This window comes from Streptosporangium sp. H13245, assembly GCF_055690525.1.
Window position 1 is genome coordinate 184641 of the sequence record NZ_JBSZKT010000008.1, and the last position, 20362, is coordinate 205002.

20 protein-coding genes are annotated in these 20362 nt (G+C 71.1%); 7 read left to right on the forward strand and 13 right to left on the reverse strand.

Features of this window, described 5'->3' with window-relative positions; all coding sequences use genetic code 11:
- The first annotated feature begins 32 nt into the window (after positions 1-32).
- Positions 33-977 (forward strand): EamA family transporter, encoded by a 945-nt coding sequence (locus ACW9TB_RS16475; protein WP_472748895.1) that lies wholly within the window; start codon positions 33-35, stop codon positions 975-977.
- A gap of 4 nt (positions 978-981) precedes the next feature.
- Here the strand turns inward: ACW9TB_RS16475 and ACW9TB_RS16480 are convergent, their stop codons facing one another.
- Both ACW9TB_RS16480 and ACW9TB_RS16485 read right to left on the reverse strand, forming a co-directional pair.
- Positions 982-1344 (reverse strand): hypothetical protein, encoded by a 363-nt coding sequence (locus ACW9TB_RS16480; RefSeq protein ID WP_472748896.1) that lies wholly within the window; start codon positions 1342-1344, stop codon positions 982-984.
- Between the two features lie 60 nt (positions 1345-1404).
- Entirely contained in the window at positions 1405-1980 is a 576-nt protein-coding gene (locus tag ACW9TB_RS16485) for a biotin transporter BioY (RefSeq protein ID WP_472748897.1), read from the reverse strand.
- Positions 1981-2242: 262 nt separating this feature from the next.
- On the opposite strand from ACW9TB_RS16485, the gene ACW9TB_RS16490 reads away from it, so the two are divergent.
- Positions 2243-3184, forward strand: a complete 942-nt coding sequence (locus ACW9TB_RS16490) for an HpcH/HpaI aldolase/citrate lyase family protein (protein WP_472748898.1) — start codon at positions 2243-2245, stop codon at positions 3182-3184.
- Here ACW9TB_RS16490 and ACW9TB_RS16495 read toward each other — a convergent pair.
- Together ACW9TB_RS16495 and ACW9TB_RS16500 are read right to left on the reverse strand one after the other, a co-directional pair.
- On the reverse strand, positions 3174-3740 hold the full coding sequence (locus tag ACW9TB_RS16495) for a DUF6529 family protein (protein WP_472748899.1): 567 nt from the start codon (positions 3738-3740) through the stop codon (positions 3174-3176). The genes ACW9TB_RS16490 and ACW9TB_RS16495 overlap by 11 nt on opposite strands.
- Positions 3740-4369: a hypothetical protein gene (locus ACW9TB_RS16500; protein ID WP_472748900.1), complete on the reverse strand. Its 630-nt coding sequence runs from the start codon at positions 4367-4369 to the stop codon at positions 3740-3742. Before ACW9TB_RS16500 ends, ACW9TB_RS16495 begins: the two co-directional genes overlap by 1 nt.
- 754 nt (positions 4370-5123) lie before the next feature.
- On the opposite strand from ACW9TB_RS16500, the gene ACW9TB_RS16505 reads away from it, so the two are divergent.
- Positions 5124-8321 (forward strand): beta propeller repeat protein, encoded by a 3198-nt coding sequence (locus ACW9TB_RS16505; RefSeq protein ID WP_472748901.1) that lies wholly within the window; start codon positions 5124-5126, stop codon positions 8319-8321.
- A 132-nt stretch (positions 8322-8453) separates the two neighbouring features.
- On the opposite strand, the gene ACW9TB_RS16510 is transcribed toward ACW9TB_RS16505, so the two are convergent.
- Complete coding sequence (locus tag ACW9TB_RS16510; protein ID WP_472748902.1) at positions 8454-8852, reverse strand: NUDIX hydrolase; 399 nt, start codon at positions 8850-8852, stop codon at positions 8454-8456.
- Between the two features lie 74 nt (positions 8853-8926).
- On the opposite strand from ACW9TB_RS16510, the gene ACW9TB_RS16515 reads away from it, so the two are divergent.
- The 3 genes from ACW9TB_RS16515 to ACW9TB_RS16525 all read left to right on the forward strand — a co-directional run bounded on the left by ACW9TB_RS16515 (position 8927) and on the right by ACW9TB_RS16525 (position 11296).
- Positions 8927-9568, forward strand: a complete 642-nt coding sequence (locus ACW9TB_RS16515; RefSeq protein WP_472748903.1) for a DUF6758 family protein — start codon at positions 8927-8929, stop codon at positions 9566-9568.
- A 111-nt stretch (positions 9569-9679) separates the two neighbouring features.
- A complete protein-coding gene (locus ACW9TB_RS16520) occupies positions 9680-10402 on the forward strand; it encodes an MBL fold metallo-hydrolase (RefSeq protein ID WP_472748904.1) in 723 nt (240 codons plus the stop codon).
- Positions 10403-11296 carry a RecB family exonuclease gene (locus tag ACW9TB_RS16525; RefSeq protein WP_472748905.1) on the forward strand — a complete coding sequence of 298 codons (894 nt, stop codon included), beginning with the start codon at positions 10403-10405 and terminating at the stop codon, positions 11294-11296.
- An 8-nt stretch (positions 11297-11304) separates the two neighbouring features.
- Here ACW9TB_RS16525 and ACW9TB_RS16530 read toward each other — a convergent pair whose 3' ends face one another.
- The 3 genes from ACW9TB_RS16530 to ACW9TB_RS16540 all read right to left on the reverse strand — a co-directional run bounded on the left by ACW9TB_RS16530 (position 11305) and on the right by ACW9TB_RS16540 (position 15158).
- The gene (locus ACW9TB_RS16530) at positions 11305-12207 is read right to left on the reverse strand and encodes an oxygenase MpaB family protein (protein ID WP_472748906.1); all 903 of its coding nucleotides are present in this window, start codon (positions 12205-12207) and stop codon (positions 11305-11307) included.
- Positions 12208-12265: 58 nt separating this feature from the next.
- A complete protein-coding gene (locus ACW9TB_RS16535) occupies positions 12266-13138 on the reverse strand; it encodes an alpha/beta fold hydrolase (RefSeq protein ID WP_472748907.1) in 873 nt (290 codons plus the stop codon).
- 112 nt (positions 13139-13250) lie between these two features.
- On the reverse strand, positions 13251-15158 hold the full coding sequence (locus ACW9TB_RS16540; RefSeq protein ID WP_472748908.1) for a DEAD/DEAH box helicase: 1908 nt from the start codon (positions 15156-15158) through the stop codon (positions 13251-13253).
- Positions 15159-15527: 369 nt separating this feature from the next.
- Here ACW9TB_RS16540 and ACW9TB_RS16545 point away from each other — a divergent pair, with 369 nt between their 5' ends.
- A complete protein-coding gene (locus tag ACW9TB_RS16545) occupies positions 15528-16178 on the forward strand; it encodes a ferritin-like fold-containing protein (RefSeq protein WP_472748909.1) in 651 nt (216 codons plus the stop codon).
- 595 nt (positions 16179-16773) lie between these two features.
- On the opposite strand, the gene ACW9TB_RS16550 is transcribed toward ACW9TB_RS16545, so the two are convergent.
- The 5 genes from ACW9TB_RS16550 to ACW9TB_RS16570 form a co-directional block, all read right to left on the reverse strand.
- Positions 16774-17004, reverse strand: a complete 231-nt coding sequence (locus ACW9TB_RS16550) for a DUF3107 domain-containing protein (protein ID WP_472748910.1) — start codon at positions 17002-17004, stop codon at positions 16774-16776.
- Between the two features lie 195 nt (positions 17005-17199).
- Entirely contained in the window at positions 17200-17829 is a 630-nt protein-coding gene (locus tag ACW9TB_RS16555; protein ID WP_329085733.1) for a TetR/AcrR family transcriptional regulator, read from the reverse strand.
- Between the two features lie 60 nt (positions 17830-17889).
- Positions 17890-18186 carry a hypothetical protein gene (locus ACW9TB_RS16560; RefSeq protein WP_472748911.1) on the reverse strand — a complete coding sequence of 99 codons (297 nt, stop codon included), beginning with the start codon at positions 18184-18186 and terminating at the stop codon, positions 17890-17892.
- Positions 18187-18765: 579 nt separating this feature from the next.
- Entirely contained in the window at positions 18766-19107 is a 342-nt protein-coding gene (locus ACW9TB_RS16565; RefSeq protein WP_472748912.1) for a hypothetical protein, read from the reverse strand.
- Positions 19108-19823: 716 nt separating this feature from the next.
- Entirely contained in the window at positions 19824-20147 is a 324-nt protein-coding gene (locus ACW9TB_RS16570) for a hypothetical protein (RefSeq protein ID WP_472748913.1), read from the reverse strand.
- Positions 20148-20362: the final 215 nt, after the last annotated feature.

Below are 20362 nucleotides of genomic sequence, written 5' to 3' on the forward strand. Positions count from 1 at the left end.
GTGCTTAACGGTAATTACGGAAACGGTGGGTCATGAGACGTGCAGGACTTCTGATCGCGCTCGCGTCGTCCCTGTGCTTCGCCTTCTCTGGCCCGATGGCCAAATACCTGGGCGCGGCGGGGCTGGCTCCGCTGGAGGCGGTCTGGATCCGCATGGCGGGCGCCGGGCTGCTGCTCGCCGGACTCCTCGCGGTCGCCCGGCCCTCGGCCCTGCGCATCCCCCGCGCGCGGCTGCCGTTCCTCCTGGCGTACGCGGTGATCGCGGTCGCCGGTGTGCAGGCGCTGTTCTTCGCGGCGATCACCCGGCTGCCGGTCGGCGTCACCCTGCTGATCGAGTTCACCTCGCCGGTGGTGGTGGTGCTCTGGGTGCGGTTCGTCCGGCGGGTACGGCTGCCCCGGGCGGCCTTCACCGGTGCCGTCGTCGCCGTGGTCGGGCTCGGCATCGTGGTGGAGGTCTGGTCGGGTCTCACCCTCGACCCGGTGGGCCTGCTGCTCGCCTTCGCCGCGATGACGGGCTGCGCCGGATACTTCCTGCTCAGCGACAGCTTCGGCGACGACGTCGACCCGCTCGGCCTGATCGCCTGGGGCCTGCTCGGCGCCGCCGCGGTGCTCCTGCCGATCTCCCGGCCGTGGAACATCCCGTGGGGAGCGATCAGCGGGACGGCCACCCCCGAGGGCGGCCAACCGCTGCCGGTCGCCGGGGCGCTGGTCTGGCTGATCGTGGTCGCCACGGCCGCCGCCTACGTCCTCGGCGTCCTCGCGATCCGCCGCCTGTCGGCCGCCGTCGGCTCCACGGTCGCCTCGCTGGAGGTCATCGCCGGGGCGGTGGTCGCCTGGATCCTGCTGGGCGAGGCGCTCGGCCCCTTCCAGATCGCGGGCGGTGTGATCGTCCTGGCCGGTGCCTACCTGGCCCAGCGCGCCACGGCCTCGCTGCCTTCACCCGCACGGGAGGTCAGGGAACCGGCCCGCGTGGGATGAGTTGTCAGGCGGGTTCGCGCGGGACGAGCCGTATGACCTTGGAGGCCGAGGCCCAGCGCTCCAGAAGCCTCGTCCCGTCGGGGGCGTTGAGCCGCTCCTTGGCGAGCGCGGCCACCGCGTCGGGGGCCCGCGCCTGGTCCACCACCTCCACGGAGGCGTCGAAGGCCACCAGGCGCCCGCCGTTGTCCTTGCTGCGCAGCGTCACCCGTACCTCCCCGGCCTCGGCCAGTCCCGGCAGCGGCTGCTCGCCCCCGCCGGTGACCAGGTAGATCGCGCCGTCGTGCCAGGTGTGCCAGGCCAGCCGGGGCCGGTCCAGCGACAGCCACAGGACGCTCGACTTCTTCGCGCCCTCCTCGATCACGCCCATGAGACGAATGTACGGCCTGTACCTCCCCGAACGGCGGTACGGGCCACACGCGCCGCCGGGTCAGCGCCGGGAGAACTTCCAGGCCGCGGGGAGCAGTCCCGCCGCGACGACGATCTTGAGGGCGTCACCGAGCAGGAAGGGCATCACGCCCAGGGCGAGGCCCGTGGCGAGGTCCACCTGGGCGACGGCGACGAGGACCGGCAGGCCGAAGGCGTAGATGACCAGGTTGCCGAGGATCATCGTGCCGATCGTGCGCGGCACGGTACGGTCGCCGCCGCGCTCGGCGAGCCTGCCGACGACGGCCGCCGCGGCGATGAAGCCGATGACGTACCCGAAGGACGCTCCGCCGAAGCCGGAGGCGCCGTCGGCGAACCACGGCACGCCCGCGACACCGGCCAGCATGTAGAGCGCCAGGCTCAGCACCGCGCGGTTCATGCCGAGGGCGGCGCCGACCAGCACGACCGCGAAGGTCTGGCCGCTGACCGGCACCGGCGAGCCCGGCAGCGGGAAGCTCAGCTGCGCCGCCAGGCCCGTCAGGGCGGCGCCGCCGACCACGAGCGCGACGTCGCGGACGCGGGAGGCCGGGATGAGGTCGGACAGTACGGCGGGCCCGGCCACCGAAGAGGCGTTTGTCATCGTGTGTGTCTCCCTTGGCAGATTCTTAATGTCCATTCTTCTGACATCCCCGGCAAGGGTCCTACGAGATCGGTGCCAAGAACACGGCGGGGTCTTTGTGCGGACACCACAGCATGTCTGGCCGGTTGTCCGGTCCGCTGTCTGGTTCGTCCCGTTACGAAGGCCGCAGCGTTCCCGGTCTGTCGTCCGGCTTTTCCGGCATGGAGGCCGCAGCGTCGTCCGGTCTGTCGTCCGGCTTCCGCCGGGCGTTAGCGTGTTCCCCATGCGTTCCCGACGTTCGTGTCTCGCGGTGCCCGGCAGCAACCCCAGGTTCCTGGAGAAGGCCCAGGGGCTCCCCGCCGACGAGGTCTTCCTCGACCTGGAGGACTCCGTCGCGCCGCTCGCCAAGGAGGGCGCGCGCAAGAACATCGTGGCGGCCCTGCGCGAGGGCGACTGGTCGGGCAGGACGAGGGTCGTCCGGGTCAACGACCTCGGCACCCAGTGGACCTACCGGGACGTCATCGAGGTCGTGGAGGGCGCGGGGGAGTTCGTCGACTGCCTGATGCTGCCCAAGGTGGAGGACGCGGCGCAGGTGATGTGGCTCGACACGCTGCTCACCCAGATCGAGAGGGCGAACGGCCTCCCGGTCGGCCGGATCGGCATCGAGGCCCAGATCGAGAACGCCAGGGGCCTGGTCAACGTGGACGCCATCGGCGGCGCGTCCCCGCGCCTGGAGACGCTCGTGTTCGGCCCGGCCGACTTCATGGCCTCGATCAACATGCGGACCCTGGTGGTCGGCGAGCAGCCGCCCGGCTACACCGAGGGCGACGCCTACCACTACATCCTGATGCGCATCCTGATGGCCGCCAGGACGCACGACCTGCAGGCCATCGACGGCCCGTACCTGGCGATCAAGGATCTCGACGGTTTCCGCCGGGTGGCGGGGCGGGCCGCGGCGCTCGGGTTCGACGGCAAGTGGGTGCTCCACCCCACCCAGATCGAGGCCGCGAACGAGGTGTTCTCGCCGCCGCAGGAGGACTATGACCACGCCGAGCTGATCCTCGACGCGTACGAGTACTACACGACGGTCGAGAGGCGCGGCGCGGTCATGCTCGGCGACGAGATGATCGACGAGGCGTCCAGGAAGATGGCGCTGGTGGTCGCGGCGAAGGGCAGGGCCGCCGGTCTGCGGCGCACCACGGCCTTCACCGCACCTACAGCTTGACCCCGATGGTGGTGAAGAACCAGAACGACGAGGTCAGCCAGAGGCCGGTCAGGGCGACGAAGGTCAGCCCGCCGAGGACCGGGAGGGTCCAGCCGGGCAGCCCCCGCTTGGGCAGGGACAGCATCTTCGCGGTGAAGACACCGTAGAAGAAGCAGCCGAGCAGCGAGTGGATCATCACGCGCGGCACGTCGAACTGGGTGCCGAGCGCGTACAGGCAGTGGAGTGCCACCGGGATCGTCAGGATGAACGCCACCCGCCCCGACCAGCGGTGCAGGGTCCCGATCCACGGCACGTCCAGCTTGATCCGGCCCCACATGACCAGGGCCGAGAAGAGCTGGACCAGCGCCAGCAGGAACGCCCCGGTGGTGAGCCAGGCCTTCATGGCCAGCGCCCCGGAGAATCCGGCCAGCCCGATCGCGTACCCGGTGGGCGCGTGGACCCGCCCGTAGACGCCCAGCCCGACCGCGACCAGCCCGCCGACGACGAGCGGGACGAGGAGCGGCGCGACGGTGTTCGGCTGCCGGTGCTGGACCGGTGTGATCTGCGTGTCACCCATCAGAACCCCTCGATGAACTCGTCGACGTCCTGCGGATCGACTTCCACGCCGTTCACGACGGCGTTCTCGCCGGGCTCGGGGATCGGCACGTCGGCGATCTCGTCGCCCACGAGGGTGATGCCGACCCTGGTGCCGTCGTCGAGGTAGATCCATCCGGCGCGGACGTTCGCGCCGCGGACGAGCGCGGTCGCCCGGTAGAGGCCCGAGGGCTTCTTCACGGTCGGAGCCTTGAAGCTCCACTTCTTGCCGCCGAAGCCGAGGGTCCCCGAGGCCCTGCCTCCGGCGAGCTGGGCGGTGATCGAGGCGTTGCCCCGGCCGGACAGGGTGACCTTGCCGTCGGCGGCCTTGCCCTTCATCCAGGCTTCGATCTTGCCGTCGCAGAAGTAGCCGACCGCCTTGCCGTTCCTGACGGAGATGGCGACCAGCCCGCCGTTGCCGGTGACCCGCCCGGCGTAGTCGGCCTTGACGGGGGTGGGCTTGACCGTCTTGACGGCCTCGGGCTCCTGCTCGGGCTCGGCCGACGCCTCCGTGGTGGCCTGGGCCACCGGGGCGGGTACGTCGTCCTGCGCGTTGACGGTCTGTGTGGTGGGTGAGGTGGTGGCGCTGGCCACGCCGAGGGCGACAGCCATCACCGCTCCTGCCGCCAGCGTGTATACGGGCCCCAGCCGTGTCATATCCGCTCCCTGGGGTGGTGGGTTGTGAAGTCAGGTGTACATGCCGTCGTTCCGGGAGTCTGTGAACTAATCCGCACATGGAGGGACGAAGACGGGTTCTCGCCGGAGGCGGCTGGTGATCCGCGACTCTATGGGGATCGACGTGTCGTTTCATGAGGATTCAAAGGAAAAGCTCTAGTTGGGGGCCGGAAGGTGGGATGTCCCGTCCGGGAGCCGGAGGTCTGACGGCTCGTCCGAGACTTGAGGCCGACGTCCAGCAGGGGGGCCGGAGGCTCGGCGGTCCGTTCGGGAGCCGGGGGCCGGTGTTCCGTGTCGCCGGGACTCGTGCGTCCTTCGCGGGCGCGACGGTGATCCCCGGCCCGGCCCCGCAGCCCCCCGGTCCCCGCGACGAGGGGTTCAGGGGATCTTCCAGGGACTGATGTTTTTCAAATTTAAAGGATAAAACCTGACAATTCAGGCGCTTGGTTGATAAATCTGACTAGAGAGGTCTCGTCATCGCGGCCCGGACGTGTTGCTCTTGACTGTGTACGGCCGGGGGCCAGGTATCCGGCCGTGGGAGGTGATCGTTTCCGGAGAACGGGGTAGTAGTAGGGTCGCGTGCGATTTGCCGCATCCATAGGGGTTGCGGCCTGCTGTTACGGAGACGACTGGAACGGTCCGGGGTGGTGACTCCGGGCTGGAACGGGCTTCCTGCAAGGAGGTGCTGAGCGTGGCCTCGGGCCCCCACGACCCGCGCTCGCGAGAGTGGCCGGCGGATGACGACGGCGTCGTTCACGACGACGCCATACACGAAGGCAGGTCCCAGGAGCCCCAGACGTCCCCGCCGACGATCCAGCACTCCCCGCCGGGTCCCTCCGACGAGGGCGCGCGAGGGCTCTCCATGGCCTCCCCGTGGATGCTCCCGCCGTTCGCGGCGCCGACCCCGGACGACAGCGAGCCGCCGCAGGCCCGCCCCGAGGGCCTCGGAAGCGAGCGCCGCCGCCCGTACACCCGTCCCTACGCCCCCGCGCCCCAGCCTCCCTCGTCCCAGCCCGCCGAATCCCAGCCCGCCGACCCCCCGGCCGCGGAGGAGAGATCCGCGGGCCCGGGGCGCCACGCCACGCCCGAGCAGGGGCGGCCCCGTCTGGTGGACCGCCCCGACCTCCTGGTCGCCTCCGGACCGGCCCCCGAACGCGGGGGCAGGAGAAGGGCCGACCGGCCCGATCTCCTCGTCGCCTCGGGGCCACCCCGGCCGGGGAGGAGACGGGCGGAGCCCTCGCCGCCGGAGGAGCGGATCAGGGTCGAGCCGAGCATCGCGGCGACACCGGAACCGGCACCGCGCCCCGACCCCGACTTCGGCCCCGACCCCGGAGCGCCGTCCTGGCCGGACGCCGATCAGGACACCGGATCCGCGCCCGAGCCCCCCGCCCCCGAGCGGCCTTCCAGGCCGGTCGAGGACGACTTCGAGCCCGTACGACGGGTGGGACGCCCGCCCGGTGGCAGGCCCGCCAGGCCCGACCTGCTCGTCGCGCAGGGCCCGCCCGGCAGGCGGGGGCCGAACGGCGGGCGGCACCACCGCCCGGCCACCGCGCCCTCCGCCGTGCGCCGCTCCAGCCCGACCAGGCGCAGGCGCGGCCGTGGCCTGGTGATCCCGTTCCTGATGGTCCTGGTCCTCACGGTCGCGGTCGGCGGCGGCCTGGTCCTGTGGGGCTGGGTGAGCAGCCCGTTCGCCACCGGCCTCCGGCTGGTCGGCGACGAGGTGACGTCGGGCGACGACAACTTCGTGCCGCAGGCCGGTGTCGGCGGCAACGGATCCAACCAGGTCCTCAACGCGGTGGCCTCGGTGGGCTCCGTCATGGTCGCGGTCGGCAGCGACACCACCAGCCCGGTCCCCAGGCCGCTGTTCCTGGTCTCCCCCGACGGGGGCACGACCTGGCAGCTGGGCAAGGTGACCGGTCCGGCGGGGTACGAGACGGGACCGACCACGGTGGGCCGGGTGGCGGGTGGCGACGGCCTCTGGCTGGCGGCGGGGAACGACCCCCTCGGCTCCGGGCACGGCCTGTGGACCAGCTCCGACGGCTACGGGTGGACCGCGGCCGACCCCGGCGAGCTGGGCGCCTTCGCGCGTGGCGACAAGATCATGGATCTGGCCAGGACCGACTCCGGTTTCGTCGCGGTCGGTGCCGCCGTACTGCAGGACGGCACCACCGGGGCCGTCGCCTGGGTCTCCTCCGACGGGCGCGCCTGGGACCGGGTGGAGACACGGGAGATCGGCATGCCGGACAAGGTGCGCGGCATCAAGGCGGTCGTCGCCAAGGGTGACGCCGTCGTCGCGCTGGCGGACCCGGCCCAGGGGCAGTCCACCTCGGTCATCCTGCGCTCGGCCGACGGGGGCAGGAGCTGGCAGCGGACCGGCACCGCGCTCAACGACGTCGTCCCCGAGCCGGGCGCGCTGGCCGTGGCCGCCGGTGGGTTCGTGCTCGTACCGACCCAGCAGCGCAGCGACAAGGGAGAGGTCCGCGTCTACTGCTCGTCCGAGGGCGCCGACTGGAAGGCCTGCGGCGCCATCACCGGCCTGGGCCCCGAGGGCACGGGCGTCAAGCGCCTCGCCTCCTCCTCGGCGGGGGTGGCCGCGGTCGTCGAGTCCGGCTTCGAGCGCTACACCGTCCACACCAGCAAGGACGGCCGCGACTGGGACAAGACCACCGACCTGGGCGAGGTGCCCGGCTCGCTGCGGGCACTCGCGCTGTCCGACAACGGCACACTCGTCGTCGGCGGCGACGAGCGCGCCGCGGACGTGGACAACCGGGTGGTCCTCATCACCGCGCCCCGGGGCGGCGAGCCGAAGGCGGTCTCCCTGAGCGGGATCCAGGGCCTCGCCAGAGCCGCCAGGGAGACGGCGAGGGTGGCCGCGGGGGAAGGCGGGTTCGTCGCGGTGGGCGCCGTCTCCGGCGACGCCGGGATCTGGAGCAGCACCGCGGGCGAGAACTGGAAGGCGGGCGGCCCGGCGCAGCTCTTCGGCGGCCCCAGGCGCCAGGCGCTCGCCGACGTCGCGCACGGCAGGCGGGGCTGGCTGGCCGCGGGCAGCACGATGACCGACGCCTCCTCCACCGAGCCGCTGCTGCTCACCTCCTCCGACGGCCAGAGCTGGCGCAGGGTGCCGGTGCTGGGCCCCCTCGCCCCCGCGGGCGACCACGACTTCCTCGCCCCGCACGCGGTGGCGGCGGGGCCGTCCGGCTACGTCATCGCGGGCGAGGACCGCGGGCCCGCAGCCACCGTGCCCGTCCTGTGGTTCTCCGCCGACCTCAAGCGCTACTCCAGGGCGGCCAAGCTCCCCGCGGGCGGTACGGGGGTGCGGCTGCACGACGTCTCGGCGACCTCGTCCGGGTACGTGGCCGTCGGCGGCACCGGCACGGCCGAGCGCGAGACCGGTGTGGTCTGGGTGTCGGCCGACGGGGTCAACTGGACCGCGCGCAAGCCGGTCCTGCCCCCGGGCGCGACGTCCGCGGGCCTGCGGCACGTGGTCCTGTACGGCGGGTACGTCGTCGCGGCGGGCACGGCCCAGACCGAGGACGGCAGGAAGGCCTTCGGCGCGGTGTCGGACGACAACGGGGCGAGCTGGGAGTTCTCCTGGTTCCCCGCGGACCGGGCGTCCGCCGTCCAGGACCTCGCCGCGACGCCGGAGGGCGTGGTGGCCGTCGGCTGGCACGGGGTGGCGGGGGCGGGTGACAGCGCGGCCTGGACCTCCGAGGACGGGCTGAACTGGCAGCGCCACACCCCCAGCCAGGGCAGCCTGGACGGCGACGGCGCCCAGTGGCTCGGCGCGGTGGCGGTCTCCGGCGGCCAGGTCGTGGCCCTGGGCCGCTCCACCACCTACAGCGCGGACCACCTCACCCTGTGGCGCTCCACACTCACCTCGTCGCGATGACCGGGAACCGCGGCGCCTCCACACCCGCCGCGGTCCCACAGGTTCCCGGGAGGCTCACGACGGTCCCGCGACCGGGGTCTCGCGGTGTCCAGCCTCGCTGTGTCCACGCCGCTCCTGTGGACCCTACGGTGCTCAGCCGGGCGCGATGACCGCCCATTCGACCAGCGCGTCCAGCAGGCCCGGGGTGAGGGGGAGCCGTGGAAGCTCCTCGCGGGTGAACCAGCGGGCGTCCGCGGCGTCGTCTCCGGCGGTGAGCGTGCCACCGGAGACCTCGGCGAGATAGTCGCGGATCTCGTAGACGGCGCCGCCGGGACCGGGGCGGTCGACGGTCCCGGCCAGGCGCCCGGGGACGACCGTCAGCCCGGTCTCCTCAAGGACCTCTCTGACGACCGCCTCGGAATCGGACTCCCCGGACTCGACCCGCCCCCCGGGGACGGACCACAGGCCCTCACCGGGCGGGCGGCCACGGCGGACCAGGAGCATCCGTCCCGAGCCGTCAAGAACGATCGCTCCGACACAATTTACGCGCACGTGAACAAGATTACGTTGTGATAACGACCCAGCCTCTTGACGGATGGGCCGTGGAAGAAGCAGCGTGGGTAGGCGTGAAAGCCGCCCCTACGTGCCCACGGTGTTTCGGCCCGCTTCGTCCGCCGAGTGCTTGGTCAAGCTCCTGGAGATGCGGTCCGCACGGCGATGTCCTGCCGTTCCATCCGCCCAGACCCCCGTCCACCGCCGCGGTGGAGGCCGTCACCCGGGATTCCCGCGTCCCCGCCTGGGTGCCCTGGCCGCTGCCCACGGGGTGGCTGGTCACCGGGTTCGCCGAGGCGGGCGACGAGCGCAGCGGCGTACGGGCCACCGTGGTCGCGGTCTCCGGCCCCTCGCTGACCCAGGGCCCCGCCGACCTGCTGATCATCGCCGAGGAGCCCGGGGTGGGGCTCGGCGCGGCGTTCGCGGGGGTGGAGGGCACCGACCCCGGCACCGGGTTCGACAAGGGCCCGCCGCACGCCAAGATCGACGTCAGGGGTCATCCGTGCGCCCTGTGGTGCGTCACCGCCGCCCCCGACCGGGCCGTCTACGCGGGTGAGGCGCTGGGAAACTGGTTGTGGGCGGTCGTGTGGCCCGCCGAGGCCGGTTACCTCATCACCCTGGCCGAGCTGTCCCTGCGCGACCTGCGTGACCACGACCAGACCCTCGACCTGCCCTTCGGGGCGTTCTCCCCGCGCCTGGACGTCCCGGCGTTCTGACACGGCCCGCGCGCCCGCGCCTCCACGCGGGCCGCCCGCGTACCCCTTATTCGGAGCCTTGACCGTTCCGTCCGAACCGGGGGGCGGGGGGAGGCAGTAAAGTTCGGAAGCGTGACAGCGCGTATCGAGCGAGTGGTGACCGAGGGCGTCGTCGATGTCGACGGCGTCGAGCACAAGGTCGAGAACAACACGTGGATCCTGGGTGACGACGAGGATGTCATCGTCATCGACGCCGCGCGCGACGCGGAGAAGATCCTGGAGAAGGTCGGCGAGCGGGAGGTGCTGGCGATCATCTGCACCCACGGCCTGCCCGACCACGTGGGCGCGGCCATCGAGGTCGCGGCCAGAGACGAGGCGGTGGTCGCCCTCCACCCGAAGGACCGGCCGCTGTGGCGGCTGACCTGGCCCGACACCTGGCCGGACATCGACATGGAGGACGAGGGCCTGTTCGAGGTCGGCGGCGTCCAGCTGGAGGTCATGTCCACGCCGGGCATCTCCCACGGTGGCGTCTCGCTGTACTGCGAGGCCCTGGACGTGGTCTTCACCGGCAAGACCCTCCAGGCCGACGGCCCCGGCAGGATCGGCGGTGAGTACCCCGCCCTGGCCGACCAGCTGACGGCCATCGGCGGTCGGCTGTTCACCCTGCCCCACCGCACCCGGGTGCTGCCCGCGCACGGCGAGGAGACGACCGTCGGCGATCTGGAGCCCCAGTTCGACGCCTGGCTCTCCGGCTCGCTGACCCGCGGCGTCGAGGAGCCGGAGGAGGAGGGACCGCTGACCGACGGCACGCGCGTGGCGGGGATCCGGCTGAACCCCCGAAACGATCTGCTCTAAATGGACCAACTTCCCCTGGAGGGCATGCCGCGGCGGCTCTACGCCTGCACGCCGTCGCGGCTGAACAACTGGCTCGACTGCCCCCGCCGCTACCGGTTCACCTACATGGACCGGCCCGCGCCGCAGAAGGGCCCGCCGTGGGCCCACAACAGCGTCGGCGCCAGCGTGCACAACGCCCTGGCCGCCTGGTGGCGCGAGCCGCACGAGCGGCGTACGCCCGAGGTCGCGGCGAGCCTGCTCGTCAGGGGATGGATCAACGAGGGGTTCCGCGACGCCGAGCAGTCGCGGACCTGGCGTGACCGGGCCGGGGAGATGGTCTCCGGATACGTGGCGAGCCTCGACCCCTCCGCCGAGCCGGTCGGCGTCGAGCGTACGGTCGCCACGCGCACCTCCGTCGTGGCGCTCTCCGGCCGGGTGGACCGCCTCGACCGGCGCGGCGAGGAGCTGGTCGTGGTCGACTACAAGACCGGCCGCCGCCCGCTGACCACCGACGACGCCCGCTCCTCGCTCGCGCTCGCGGTCTACGCCATCGCCTCCTCCCGGATGATGCGCCGCCCCTGCCACCGGGTCGAGCTCCACCACCTGCCGACCGCCTCGATCGTGGAGTGGGAGCACACCGACGAGTCGCTGGCCCGCCACCTGGGCCACGCCGAGGAGATCGCCGTCGAGGCCTCCGAGGCCGACGAGGGCTACAAGCGGTGGTCGGCGGGGAAGGCCGCCCCGGCCAGGGCACGCGGCGGCGACCGCACCCCGCCCGAGGTGCCCCCCGAGATCGACGCGGCCTTCCCGCCCCGTACGGGTCCCCTGTGCTCGTGGTGCGACTTCCGCCGCCACTGCCCCGAGGGGCAGGCCGTGGGCGGCGACCGCGAGCCCTGGGCGGCCCTCGCCGACTGACCCCGCGCTCAGCGGGAGGGCCAGCGGCGCGGATCGGTCAGCCCCCTGAGCCCTCCGGCCATGTCGTAGCCCGCCGCGCCGAGCCGTTCGCGCGAGGCCGTGAGCATCCCGCGGGTGGCGGGCATGAACGCCCGGTCGTGGACGTGTTCGGGAAGCGTGTCCATGACCAGCCGGAACGCTCTCAGCGCTGCGGTCACCGCCCCTCGCGGCACCTCGGGCAGCACCCCGTACATCCGCCTGGCCCAGCCGGGCAGCGCGTAGTGGCAGAGCGCCCCGAAGGGGAGGTAGGCGAGCTTTCCGGGGGCGAGGAGGCGCAGCTCGGGAGGCAGGCGCGGCCACATCAGGAAACGGACCGTGGACACGGCCTCGGGGGTGACCCTCAGCCGGGGACGCATCGAGGCGAGATAGCGGTCCAGCTCCGCCACGGAGCCGGGCACGTCCTCGGCGCGCAGGCCGACGTAGGTGGCGCTGCGGCGCTGCTCGGCCAGGTAGCGGTCGGCCTGGCGGTCGCTGAGCCCCAGGCCCGCCCGCCGCGCCACGGACAGGTAGGAGGAGACCTCCGCGCAGTGCACCCAGAGCAGCAGCTCGGGGTCGTCCACCCGGTGGGTCCGGCCGGTGGCGGGGTCGTCGAAGCGCAGCCGCCGGTGGATCCCCCGGACGCGGCGGCCGATCTCGGCGGCCTCCGCGGGGCTGCCGAAGGTGACCCTGCCCACGAAGTCCGCCGTGCGGTGGAGTCTCCCGAACGGATCCCGGCGGAAGCCGGAGTTCTGCCAGACCCCGCGCATCGCGAGCGGGTGCAGGGCCTGGAGCATGAGGCCGCTCACCCCGCCGATCCACATGGAGCGGTCGATGTGCACCAGCCACGACACGGTGTGCGGAGGCTGGACGACGAGATCCTCGATGTCGGCCATGGTCGGCACATGGTGACACGGCGGCCGGCGACCCGTCCAACGGGGCCGTCCCGGCCGGTCAGCTCCTCAGACGGCTCTCGGCGGCGTTCCAGAAGCGGATGAGGGCGGCGGCCGTGGTCTCCGGGGCCTCCACGGCAGGGGAGTGGGCGGAGCCGGGGACGACCACGCAGTCGGCGTCCAGGCGGCGGGCCATCTCCGACTGCAGGCGCGGCGGCCAGCCGTCGTCGTGCTCGCCGTACAGGACCAGGGTGTCGACCTCGACCTGGTTGAGCTCGTCACACCGGTCCGGCGCGTTGAGCACCTCCTCGGTCATCGTGAGCATGCCGACGGTCGAGTTGGCGAACAACCGCTTGCGCAGGAAGGAGATGATCTCGTCGGACACCCCCGAGGACAGGGCCTCGGGCTCCATCCGGGTGTGCCACAGGTGCTCCAGGCCGATGCCGGGCAGCTCCGAGAGCATGAAGCGGCCCGCGCGCTCGCGGGGCCCGACGATCGCGGCGGGCCCGGAGCTCATGATCGTGTAGGACACGAACCGGGTCCGGCCGCCGATGACCGCCTCCCGGGTGACCAGGCCGCCGAACGAGTGGCCGACGAGGTGGATCGGGCCGCCGTGGCCGATCACCTGGGCCAGGACGTCGACGTCGTTGCCGAGCGCGGCGCAGGTGTAGGCGCTCCTGTCGTCAGGGCCGTTCGTCTCGAACTGGCCGCGCATGTCGATCGCGACGACCTGACGCCCCGACTGCGCGAGCGTCTGCAGGACCGCGATGAAGTCTTCCTTGCTGCCGGTCAGGCCGGGCACCAGCAGGGCGGGCCACCGCTCGGGGATGCCGCTGACGGGCAGGGCCTCCAGTACGGCGAAGGCGCCCACCGCCGTCTCGATCTGGCGAGAACGGACGCCAGGAGGCAGGGTCAGAAAACGCGGCGTACTCACGTGGCCCCACGATACCTCTCTTGGTGACATCGCTCCGTGCGTCCGGAAGGGGCCGGGAGCGTGAAAAGGGGCGCCACCGACATGGTCGCGCCCCTTTTCCTGGTGGTACTTGCTAGTTGGGGCGACGCGTTCCTCGCTGCTGCTGACCGCCGTTGCGCACCGGGGGGCGGCGGCGGCTCTGTACGCGCTCCGAGGCCGCCGATGGGGCGATCTCGTCGTCCTCCGACGCCAGGTCAGGCGACTTGAAGATCACCGAGAACGGGCTCGGAGGGATGATCTTCTCGGGCTGAGGCCGGGGCGCGGGAGTCTCCGCCACGGGCTCGTCGTCCCAGCGCTCGGCCATGGTGTCGTCGTCCTCTCTGAACTCCGTGAACTCCGCCACCCGTTCCCCGGCCCGCGAAGGAGCCTCCGCGACCACCGGGGCCGCGGGAGTCACCGGGGTCTCCGGGACGTCCGCCACCTGCTCGCGCCTGGCCCGGCGCTGCCGGCGAACCGGCTCCTCCGCCACCGGCTCCGGATGGGCCGGAGCCTCGGACGGGCCGGTGAGGCTCACCTCGGGGTTCAGCCCGGCCTTGCGAGCCCGGCCCCTGCGGGGCGCGGTCTCGGCGGGCTGCTCGTCACGGATGTCCTTGCGGGGTGCCACGTCCGTCTCCACCTCGGCGATCTCGACGACAGGGGGCTGGAGCTCCTCGGCCACGACCGGCGCGAGGGTCTCCTCGCCGGTACGGCCTCCGCGGGTGCGACGGCGCTCGCGGGACGTGCGCGCGGGGCGCTCGCGGCGCTCCTCGCGATCGTCCTCGCGTCCCCTTCGGGAGTCGTCCTCGCGCCCCTTGCGGGGAGAGCGGGAGCGGATGCGGCCCGTCTCGCCGAGATCCTCGACCTCCTCGGCGGCCAGGCCCGCCCGGGAGCGGTTGGCGCGCGGCAGCACGCCCTTGGTGCCCTCGGGGATGCCCAGGTCGCTGAAGACGTGCGGGGAGGTCGAGTAGGTCTCGACTGGCTCGGGGAAGGCGAGCGAGAGCGCGTTGTTGATGACCTTCCAGCGAGTGAGGTCCTCCCACTCGACGAAGGTCACCGCGACACCCGTCTTGCCGGCCCGGCCGGTGCGGCCGATCCGGTGGACGTACGCCTTCTCGTCCTGCGGGCAGTCGTAGTTGACGACGTGGGTGACGTCGTCGACGTCGATGCCGCGCGCCGCGACGTCGGTCGCGACCAGCACGTCGATCTTGCCGTTGCGGAAGGCCCGCAGGGCCTGCTCGCGCTGGCCCTGGCCGAGGTCGCCGTGGACGGCCGCGGCGGCGAAGCCGCGCTCCTTGAGCTGCTCGACGACCATGTCGCAGGCGCGCTTGGTCTCACAGAAGATCATCGTGAGCCCGCGGCCCTCGCACTGCAGCAGGCGGCCGACGATCTCGATCTTGTCCATCCGGTGCGTGCGCCAGACGAACTGGGTCGTCTGCGGGGTCGCCTCGGACTCGATGTCGTTGTTCTCCGCCCGCACGTGGGTGGGGCGGGTGAGGTAACGCCTGGACAGGGCGACGATCTCGCCCGGCAGGGTCGCGGAGAACAGCATCGTCTGCCGCTCCGCGGGGATGAGCTTGATAATGCGCTCGATGTCGGGCAGGAAGCCCAGGTCGAGCATCCGGTCGGCCTCGTCCAGGACGAGCATCCCGATCTGGCTGAGGTCCAGGTGCTTCTGCTTGACCAGGTCGAGCAGGCGGCCCGGGGTGCCGACGATGACGTCGACGCCCTGCTTGAGCGCCTCGATCTGGGGTTCGTAGGCGCGCCCGCCGTACACGGTGAGGATCCGCGAGCCGAGCTTTCCGGCCGCCGTCACGAGGTCCTCGGTGACCTGGACGGCGAGCTCGCGGGTCGGCACGACGACCAGCCCGCGGGGCTTCTTGCGGTTCTTCCTCGGCTTGCCGACACGTTGCAGCATCGCCACGCCGAAGGCGTAGGTCTTGCCGGTGCCGGTGCGCGCCTGGCCGATGATGTCCTGGCCGTTGAGGGCCAGGGGGAGTGCCATTTCCTGGATCGGGAACGGCGCGATGATGCCCTCGGTCTCAAGGGCATCGGCGATCTCTGGGGTGACTCCGAGGTCTCGGAACGTCGTCAGCTTGGCCTGCCTAAATCTCCGTTGAAGGCAGGCCTGCCGGGACCACGGGCAGAAAACGTGTTCCCCGTGCCGGGTCCTCGCGGAAGGTCCAGCCCTCTCATGTCATCAGCGACCGCTGCGGCGTCACGCCGACTTTTGGGGGCGTCCGAGAGTGGATATCCCGGATTAACACGGTGCGGTCGCACTTTCACAGAGCAGTGTACTCGATACCACAACGGGGAACCGATTTCTTCTTATTCCCGGTGAATCGCGAGGTCGCTCAGCTCGTAGGCTGCGTCCATGAGCGATTCCCCTCCCGGTGTCTTTGACCTGCTCGGCGTCCTCGCCTACGCCGAGCTGACCGCGTTCCTCAGACTCGCCGAGGATGCCACCCGGTACGCCCCCTCGCTGACCGATCAGGCGGCCCTCGGCGGCCTCGCGGCGGCCGAGTACGCCCACTTCGAGTTGCTCCGCGACCGGCTCGCCTCCCTGGGGGCGGATCCCGAGGAGGCGATGGCGCCGTTCGCCAAGCCGCTGGACGCCTGGCACGCCCAGACCTTCCCGGGAGACTGGCTGGAGGCTCTGGTCAAGGCGTACGTCGGTACGGGGATCGCGCTCGACTTCTACCGCGAGGCGGCCATCGGCGTGGACGACGAGACGCGGGACCTCGTCGACGAGGTCCTCGCGGACGAGGGGCGGTCGCAGTTCGCCGTCGAGCGGGTCCGCGCGGCGCTCCAGCAGGACCCCAGGCAGGCCGGGCGGCTGGCGCTGTGGGCCAGGCGCCTGGTGGGGGAGGCGCTGAGCCAGGGACAGCACGTGGCCGCGGCCAGGCCGGAGCTCGCGACCCTGCTGGTGGAGGCGGCCGGGGAGGACATCGGCCGGATGTTCGCCCGGCTGACCGAGAAGCACGGCCACCGGATGTCCGCCCTGGGACTGACCCCGGGCCCCTAGCGGGCCCGGCAGGGGCGTTTTCCGAGGCCGGGGTTGCGACGGTGGCCCGGGAGGCGGTCACGGAGCCCCGGGAGGCTGTCACGGGGCCCGGCTCGGGGCCTCCCGGCCGCACCGGAGCCTGTTCGCCGGGGGCGGAGCCGGGAAGCCGGTCCGCGGATCACGACGCGTGGGGCGCCGAACGGCTGTAGCGTGCGAGACATGAGGGCCTCGCGCCGCTATGGCAGTTCCTTGACGAGATGTGGGCCGAACCGCTGGACTTCGCGTCCCGTGCTGCGCAGGGGAGGCGCGGGCTGCCCGGCGGTGAGCCGGGGACGGGAGCATCTCCGCCGCGTCAGACGCCCGCGCTGCTGCGGGCTCGACGAGCGGGACGAGTGCTCGGACATCTGAGGGCGACTCGGGCGTCTAAGGGCGAGCGTTCCCGGGCGGGTGTCCCTGATACCCGTGTTTCCTCCGCCGGTTCCCACGGCACGCTTTTTCGCGGCACGTCCGCGCCGGACCTTGGGTTTCGCGCCGGTTCTCGGGGCACGCTCGTGCCGGATCCGCGGACCGCGCCATGTCGGCGAAGGACGACGACCTGGCGCGAGCCCGGGATCCGTCAGAGAGTGCCGCCGAAGCCGACGGGACGCGCCTCCTCCTCGCCGATCTCGACGAAGCCCAGTGAGGCGACCGGAACGATGATCTTCCGGCCGTTGACGTCGGTGATGGTGAAGACCCCGCCGCTGGACGCGAGGGCGGCGGTGATCTCGCCCTCGACCTGCTCGGCCGTGAGGTTGGTCTCCACTACGAGTTCACGGTGTACGGAACGTACGCCGATCTTGATTTCCATCGTGCTCCCTTTCGATCTTTCGATGAGGGCTGCTCGTCCCATGGTCGCCCCATCGGAGACCCAGCGCGCCGGTTGATCGCGCGAAGCGAACAGCCGGGGCGCCCGGGAGGTTTCCGACGGTCGGCGGTGCGGGGGAAAGGCGCGGGGAAACCGGTCCCGGCCGGTGGCGGGAGCGCCGGTGCCGCCCGGCGGTCCTCAGTGGTCGGCGACGGTGCGGGGGAAGCCGGAGATGCCGCGCCACGACAGGCGGGCGATGAGCTGGGTGGCCGCGTCCTTGGGGATGGAGCCGTTGCTGCTGATCCAGTAACGGGCGCTGACCTCGGCCATGCCGACGAGCCCGACGCCGAGCAGGCGCGCCTCGTCGCTGGAGCAGCCGGTGTCCTCCTGGATGACCTGGCTGATCATCTCGGCGCTCTCGCGGAGGTTGCGCTCCATGCGCTGGCGGACCGGGGCGACGTTGCGCAGGTCCGACTCGAACACCAGCCGGAACGCCTCACCCTGGCTGGAGACGAAGTCGAAGAAGGCGCCGATCGCGGCCTGGACGCGCTGCTTGTTGTCCGTGGTGGAGGCGAGGGCGTCGCGGCAGCGGGCGATCATGTCGTCCACGTGCAGGTCGAGCAGGGCCAGGTAGAGCTCCTGCTTGCCAGGGAAGTGCTGGTAGAGGACCGGCTTGCTGACGCCCGCCCGCTCGGCGATCTCGTCCATCGCGGCCGCGTGGTAGCCGTTCTCCACGAACACCTCCTGCGCCGCGCTGAGCAGCTGGCGGCGGCGGGCCGTCCGGGGCAGCCGGGTGCCCCGGGGCTTGGCGTCCGGGGTAGCGGTCACGTGGTCTCCTCGTGTCAAGCTCCTGGCGTCTGGGGCCATCCTACGCGTGGGTAACCGAGGTCAGCGATAATCGTCCTCGTCGAGCTCGACGGTGCGTCGCTGCTCGAAGGCGTCCGCGGGATCGACCTCCAGGGGGACGGAGTCGGGCCACTCCGGCTCCTCCTCGCGCACCGTGCGGCTCTGCTCGGCGGCGTCGGCGGGGTCCACCTCCATCGGGAGGTCGGCGGGTGTCTCGGAGCCGTTCTCGCGTGCCGTCCGGTGTCGCTCGGCGGCGTCGGCCTCGGACGTCTCGAAGGAGAGCTCCTCGGGAAGGTCGTCGACCGTCTTCCCGTACGATCTGTCGCCGCGCGCGTCCATGTCTGACATCCCCTGTCGTCATCCGGGCTTCGGCGTGTTCTCTCTCCTGACCCGGCTCCTGCAAACGTCGGACATCGCCCAGCGTACGGCCTCGGATGCCGCGCGCTGAGAAAGACGCGGCATCGAATCGCCCATGGGGGTGCCTGCCGCGCAGACGGTCTTTCCCATCTGTCCGGCGACGTTCACGAACGTGTGTGCGGTGTCCGGGTGAGGTGGTTGCCGGGACGTGAGGGAGAGCGGTGGTGCGGGGGGCTGAGGGGGGGGCGGGGAGGTACGGGGAGATGCGGGGAAAAGAACCGTGCGGGGGACATCACAGGGCGGGGGCTCCGCGGTCGGAAAACCGCGGAGCCCCCGCCTGTAATTCGTGAGAAATGAGAACTCGCACTTTGTCGAGAGTCGGAATCCCGGGGAGATTATCCCCGGCTTTCCGTGCTCACCGTTCGGGCCGACGTCTCTCCGTGGAGGAACGCGGTCCTGGTGAATACGGGATCCCTACTTCTCCGTAACGGTTTCGGAGCCGCTGTGAAACGCGGTTCCGGCCGCTGTCGGTCTCGTGTCCCGCCCCGTTTCAGACCTGGATCAGGACGTCGTGGTGGTCGAGCCCGGGACGGGCGGAGGCGGCGGCGGCTGGTTGTTGTTCGTGAGAGGCACGAGACGGTCGGAACGGGTCCTGTTGTGCAGACGGTTCCGGTTGCAGTTGTCCTGGTTGAGCGTCAGCCGGAAGCGGTGGTGAGTGCGACGGTATTCGCGGCTGCCCCTGCAGCAGCCGCCGCCGCCCCAGGTCGTGAAGGTTCCGGCGGTGACCGCGGTGGTCATCGCGTTGGCGCTCGTGACGGTGGTCGCCGCGCCCATGGCGACGACTCCGCCGGCCAGTGCCGTGCTGATCGCGAGCCCTGCGAGGACACTCTTGAACTCGGGCATTGCGTTTCCCCCTTGAAAGGATCGATTTACCAATTTTTGGCATTTACCGTATGAGTCGGAAATTGCCAGAGATGGTTAGAGATAGCCGGTGATGAGCCATCCCTGGTTGTCATAGTTTCCTCGCATGTCTGCTGACAAACGGAGATCGAAGGCTTTTACCCTACTCTTAGCTATTTATCGTCGATGTTGGATGCTTATTGGTCGCTTTAAAGCGAAATGTATTTAATGTCGGATTTGTTCTGTGAAGACGAGGGGTGCTGCCGGGATGTCGCCTGGGGCGGGCGGGTGTGGCTCACGCGGGCCGGGGTGTCGGCGTACGGCGCCGGAGCCGGGCGTCTCGGCCGCGGAGTGCCCGCGAAGGGGGCCGGTCCTTTCTGGGGCGATCTGGCGCCGTGTGGGGTGGGAGGAAAGACGGTGCGCCAGAAATGGGACATAACAGACGAAGGCCCCGCGGTATGGAAACCGCGGGGCCTCGCTGTGACGTCGTGAAATGAAAAACTCGCACTGTGGTTGAGAGTCAGGGGCCCGTGGATCTCTCCTCAGGTTCCCGCTGTCGCTGTTCGGCCGGTTCCTCTGGGTGAGAAGCGCGGCTGTGGCGAACGCGGGCTTCCTGTCTCTCCGTCACGGTCTCGAAACCGCGGGAAATCGCGGATCGGGCCGTGTTGACCTCGTTCTCCGGCCGTGCCCCGGTCGGGGTCGCGGCCTCGGTCCGGCGACTAGCCGGCGGCGACGCCCCCGCCGAGAAGCGGCACGATGCGGTCGGTACGGCTGTCGTTGAACAGCTCGTTGTCGTTGTTGTTGTGGTTGTTGATGATCAGCCTGAAGCGCTTGCGGCTGTGGTGACGGTGGCAGTGGCCACCGCCGCAGCAGCAGCGACGCTCGCAGCCGCCGCCGCCACAGGTCGGGAAGGCGGCGGCGGTGACCGTGGTGGTCATCGCGCTGGCGCTCATGACAGTGGTCGCCGCGCCCATGGTGACGACCCCGCCGGCCAGCGCCGTGCTGATCGCGAGCCCTGCCATGACACTCTTGAACTTGGGCATTGCGTTTCCCCCTTGGAAGAACTAATTATCCCTGTTTTCGGCATTTCCCGTATAAACCGGAAATTGTCAGAGATGGCCGGTGATGAGCCATCCCTGGTTGTCATAGTTTCCTCGCATGTCTGCTGACAAACGGAGATCGAAGGCTTTTGCACTCCTCTTAGCTATTTATCGTCGATGTTGGATGCCTATTGGTCGTTTTGAAAGGAAATGTATTT

What these genes read in the sequence shown, in the direction of transcription:
- ACW9TB_RS16485 (WP_472748897.1), bottom strand. Translation starts at nt 1,980, where the DNA reads ATGACAAACGCCTCTTCGGTGGCCGGGCCCGCCGTACTGTCCGACCTC.
- ACW9TB_RS16540 (WP_472748908.1), bottom strand. Translation starts at nt 15,158, where the DNA reads ATGGCACTCCCCCTGGCCCTCAACGGCCAGGACATCATCGGCCAGGCG.
- ACW9TB_RS16545 (WP_472748909.1), top strand. Translation starts at nt 15,528, where the DNA reads ATGAGCGATTCCCCTCCCGGTGTCTTTGACCTGCTCGGCGTCCTCGCC.
- ACW9TB_RS16530 (WP_472748906.1), bottom strand. Translation starts at nt 12,207, where the DNA reads ATGGCCGACATCGAGGATCTCGTCGTCCAGCCTCCGCACACCGTGTCG.
- ACW9TB_RS16550 (WP_472748910.1), bottom strand. Translation starts at nt 17,004, where the DNA reads ATGGAAATCAAGATCGGCGTACGTTCCGTACACCGTGAACTCGTAGTG.
- ACW9TB_RS16565 (WP_472748912.1), bottom strand. Translation starts at nt 19,107, where the DNA reads ATGCCCGAGTTCAAGAGTGTCCTCGCAGGGCTCGCGATCAGCACGGCA.
- ACW9TB_RS16495 (WP_472748899.1), bottom strand. Translation starts at nt 3,740, where the DNA reads ATGGGTGACACGCAGATCACACCGGTCCAGCACCGGCAGCCGAACACC.
- ACW9TB_RS16475 (WP_472748895.1), top strand. Translation starts at nt 33, where the DNA reads ATGAGACGTGCAGGACTTCTGATCGCGCTCGCGTCGTCCCTGTGCTTC.
- ACW9TB_RS16500 (WP_472748900.1), bottom strand. Translation starts at nt 4,369, where the DNA reads ATGGCTGTCGCCCTCGGCGTGGCCAGCGCCACCACCTCACCCACCACA.
- ACW9TB_RS16560 (WP_472748911.1), bottom strand. Translation starts at nt 18,186, where the DNA reads ATGGACGCGCGCGGCGACAGATCGTACGGGAAGACGGTCGACGACCTT.
- ACW9TB_RS16490 (WP_472748898.1), top strand. Translation starts at nt 2,243, where the DNA reads ATGCGTTCCCGACGTTCGTGTCTCGCGGTGCCCGGCAGCAACCCCAGG.
- ACW9TB_RS16570 (WP_472748913.1), bottom strand. Translation starts at nt 20,147, where the DNA reads ATGCCCAAGTTCAAGAGTGTCATGGCAGGGCTCGCGATCAGCACGGCG.
- ACW9TB_RS16525 (WP_472748905.1), top strand. Translation starts at nt 10,403, where the DNA reads ATGGACCAACTTCCCCTGGAGGGCATGCCGCGGCGGCTCTACGCCTGC.
- ACW9TB_RS16480 (WP_472748896.1), bottom strand. Translation starts at nt 1,344, where the DNA reads ATGGGCGTGATCGAGGAGGGCGCGAAGAAGTCGAGCGTCCTGTGGCTG.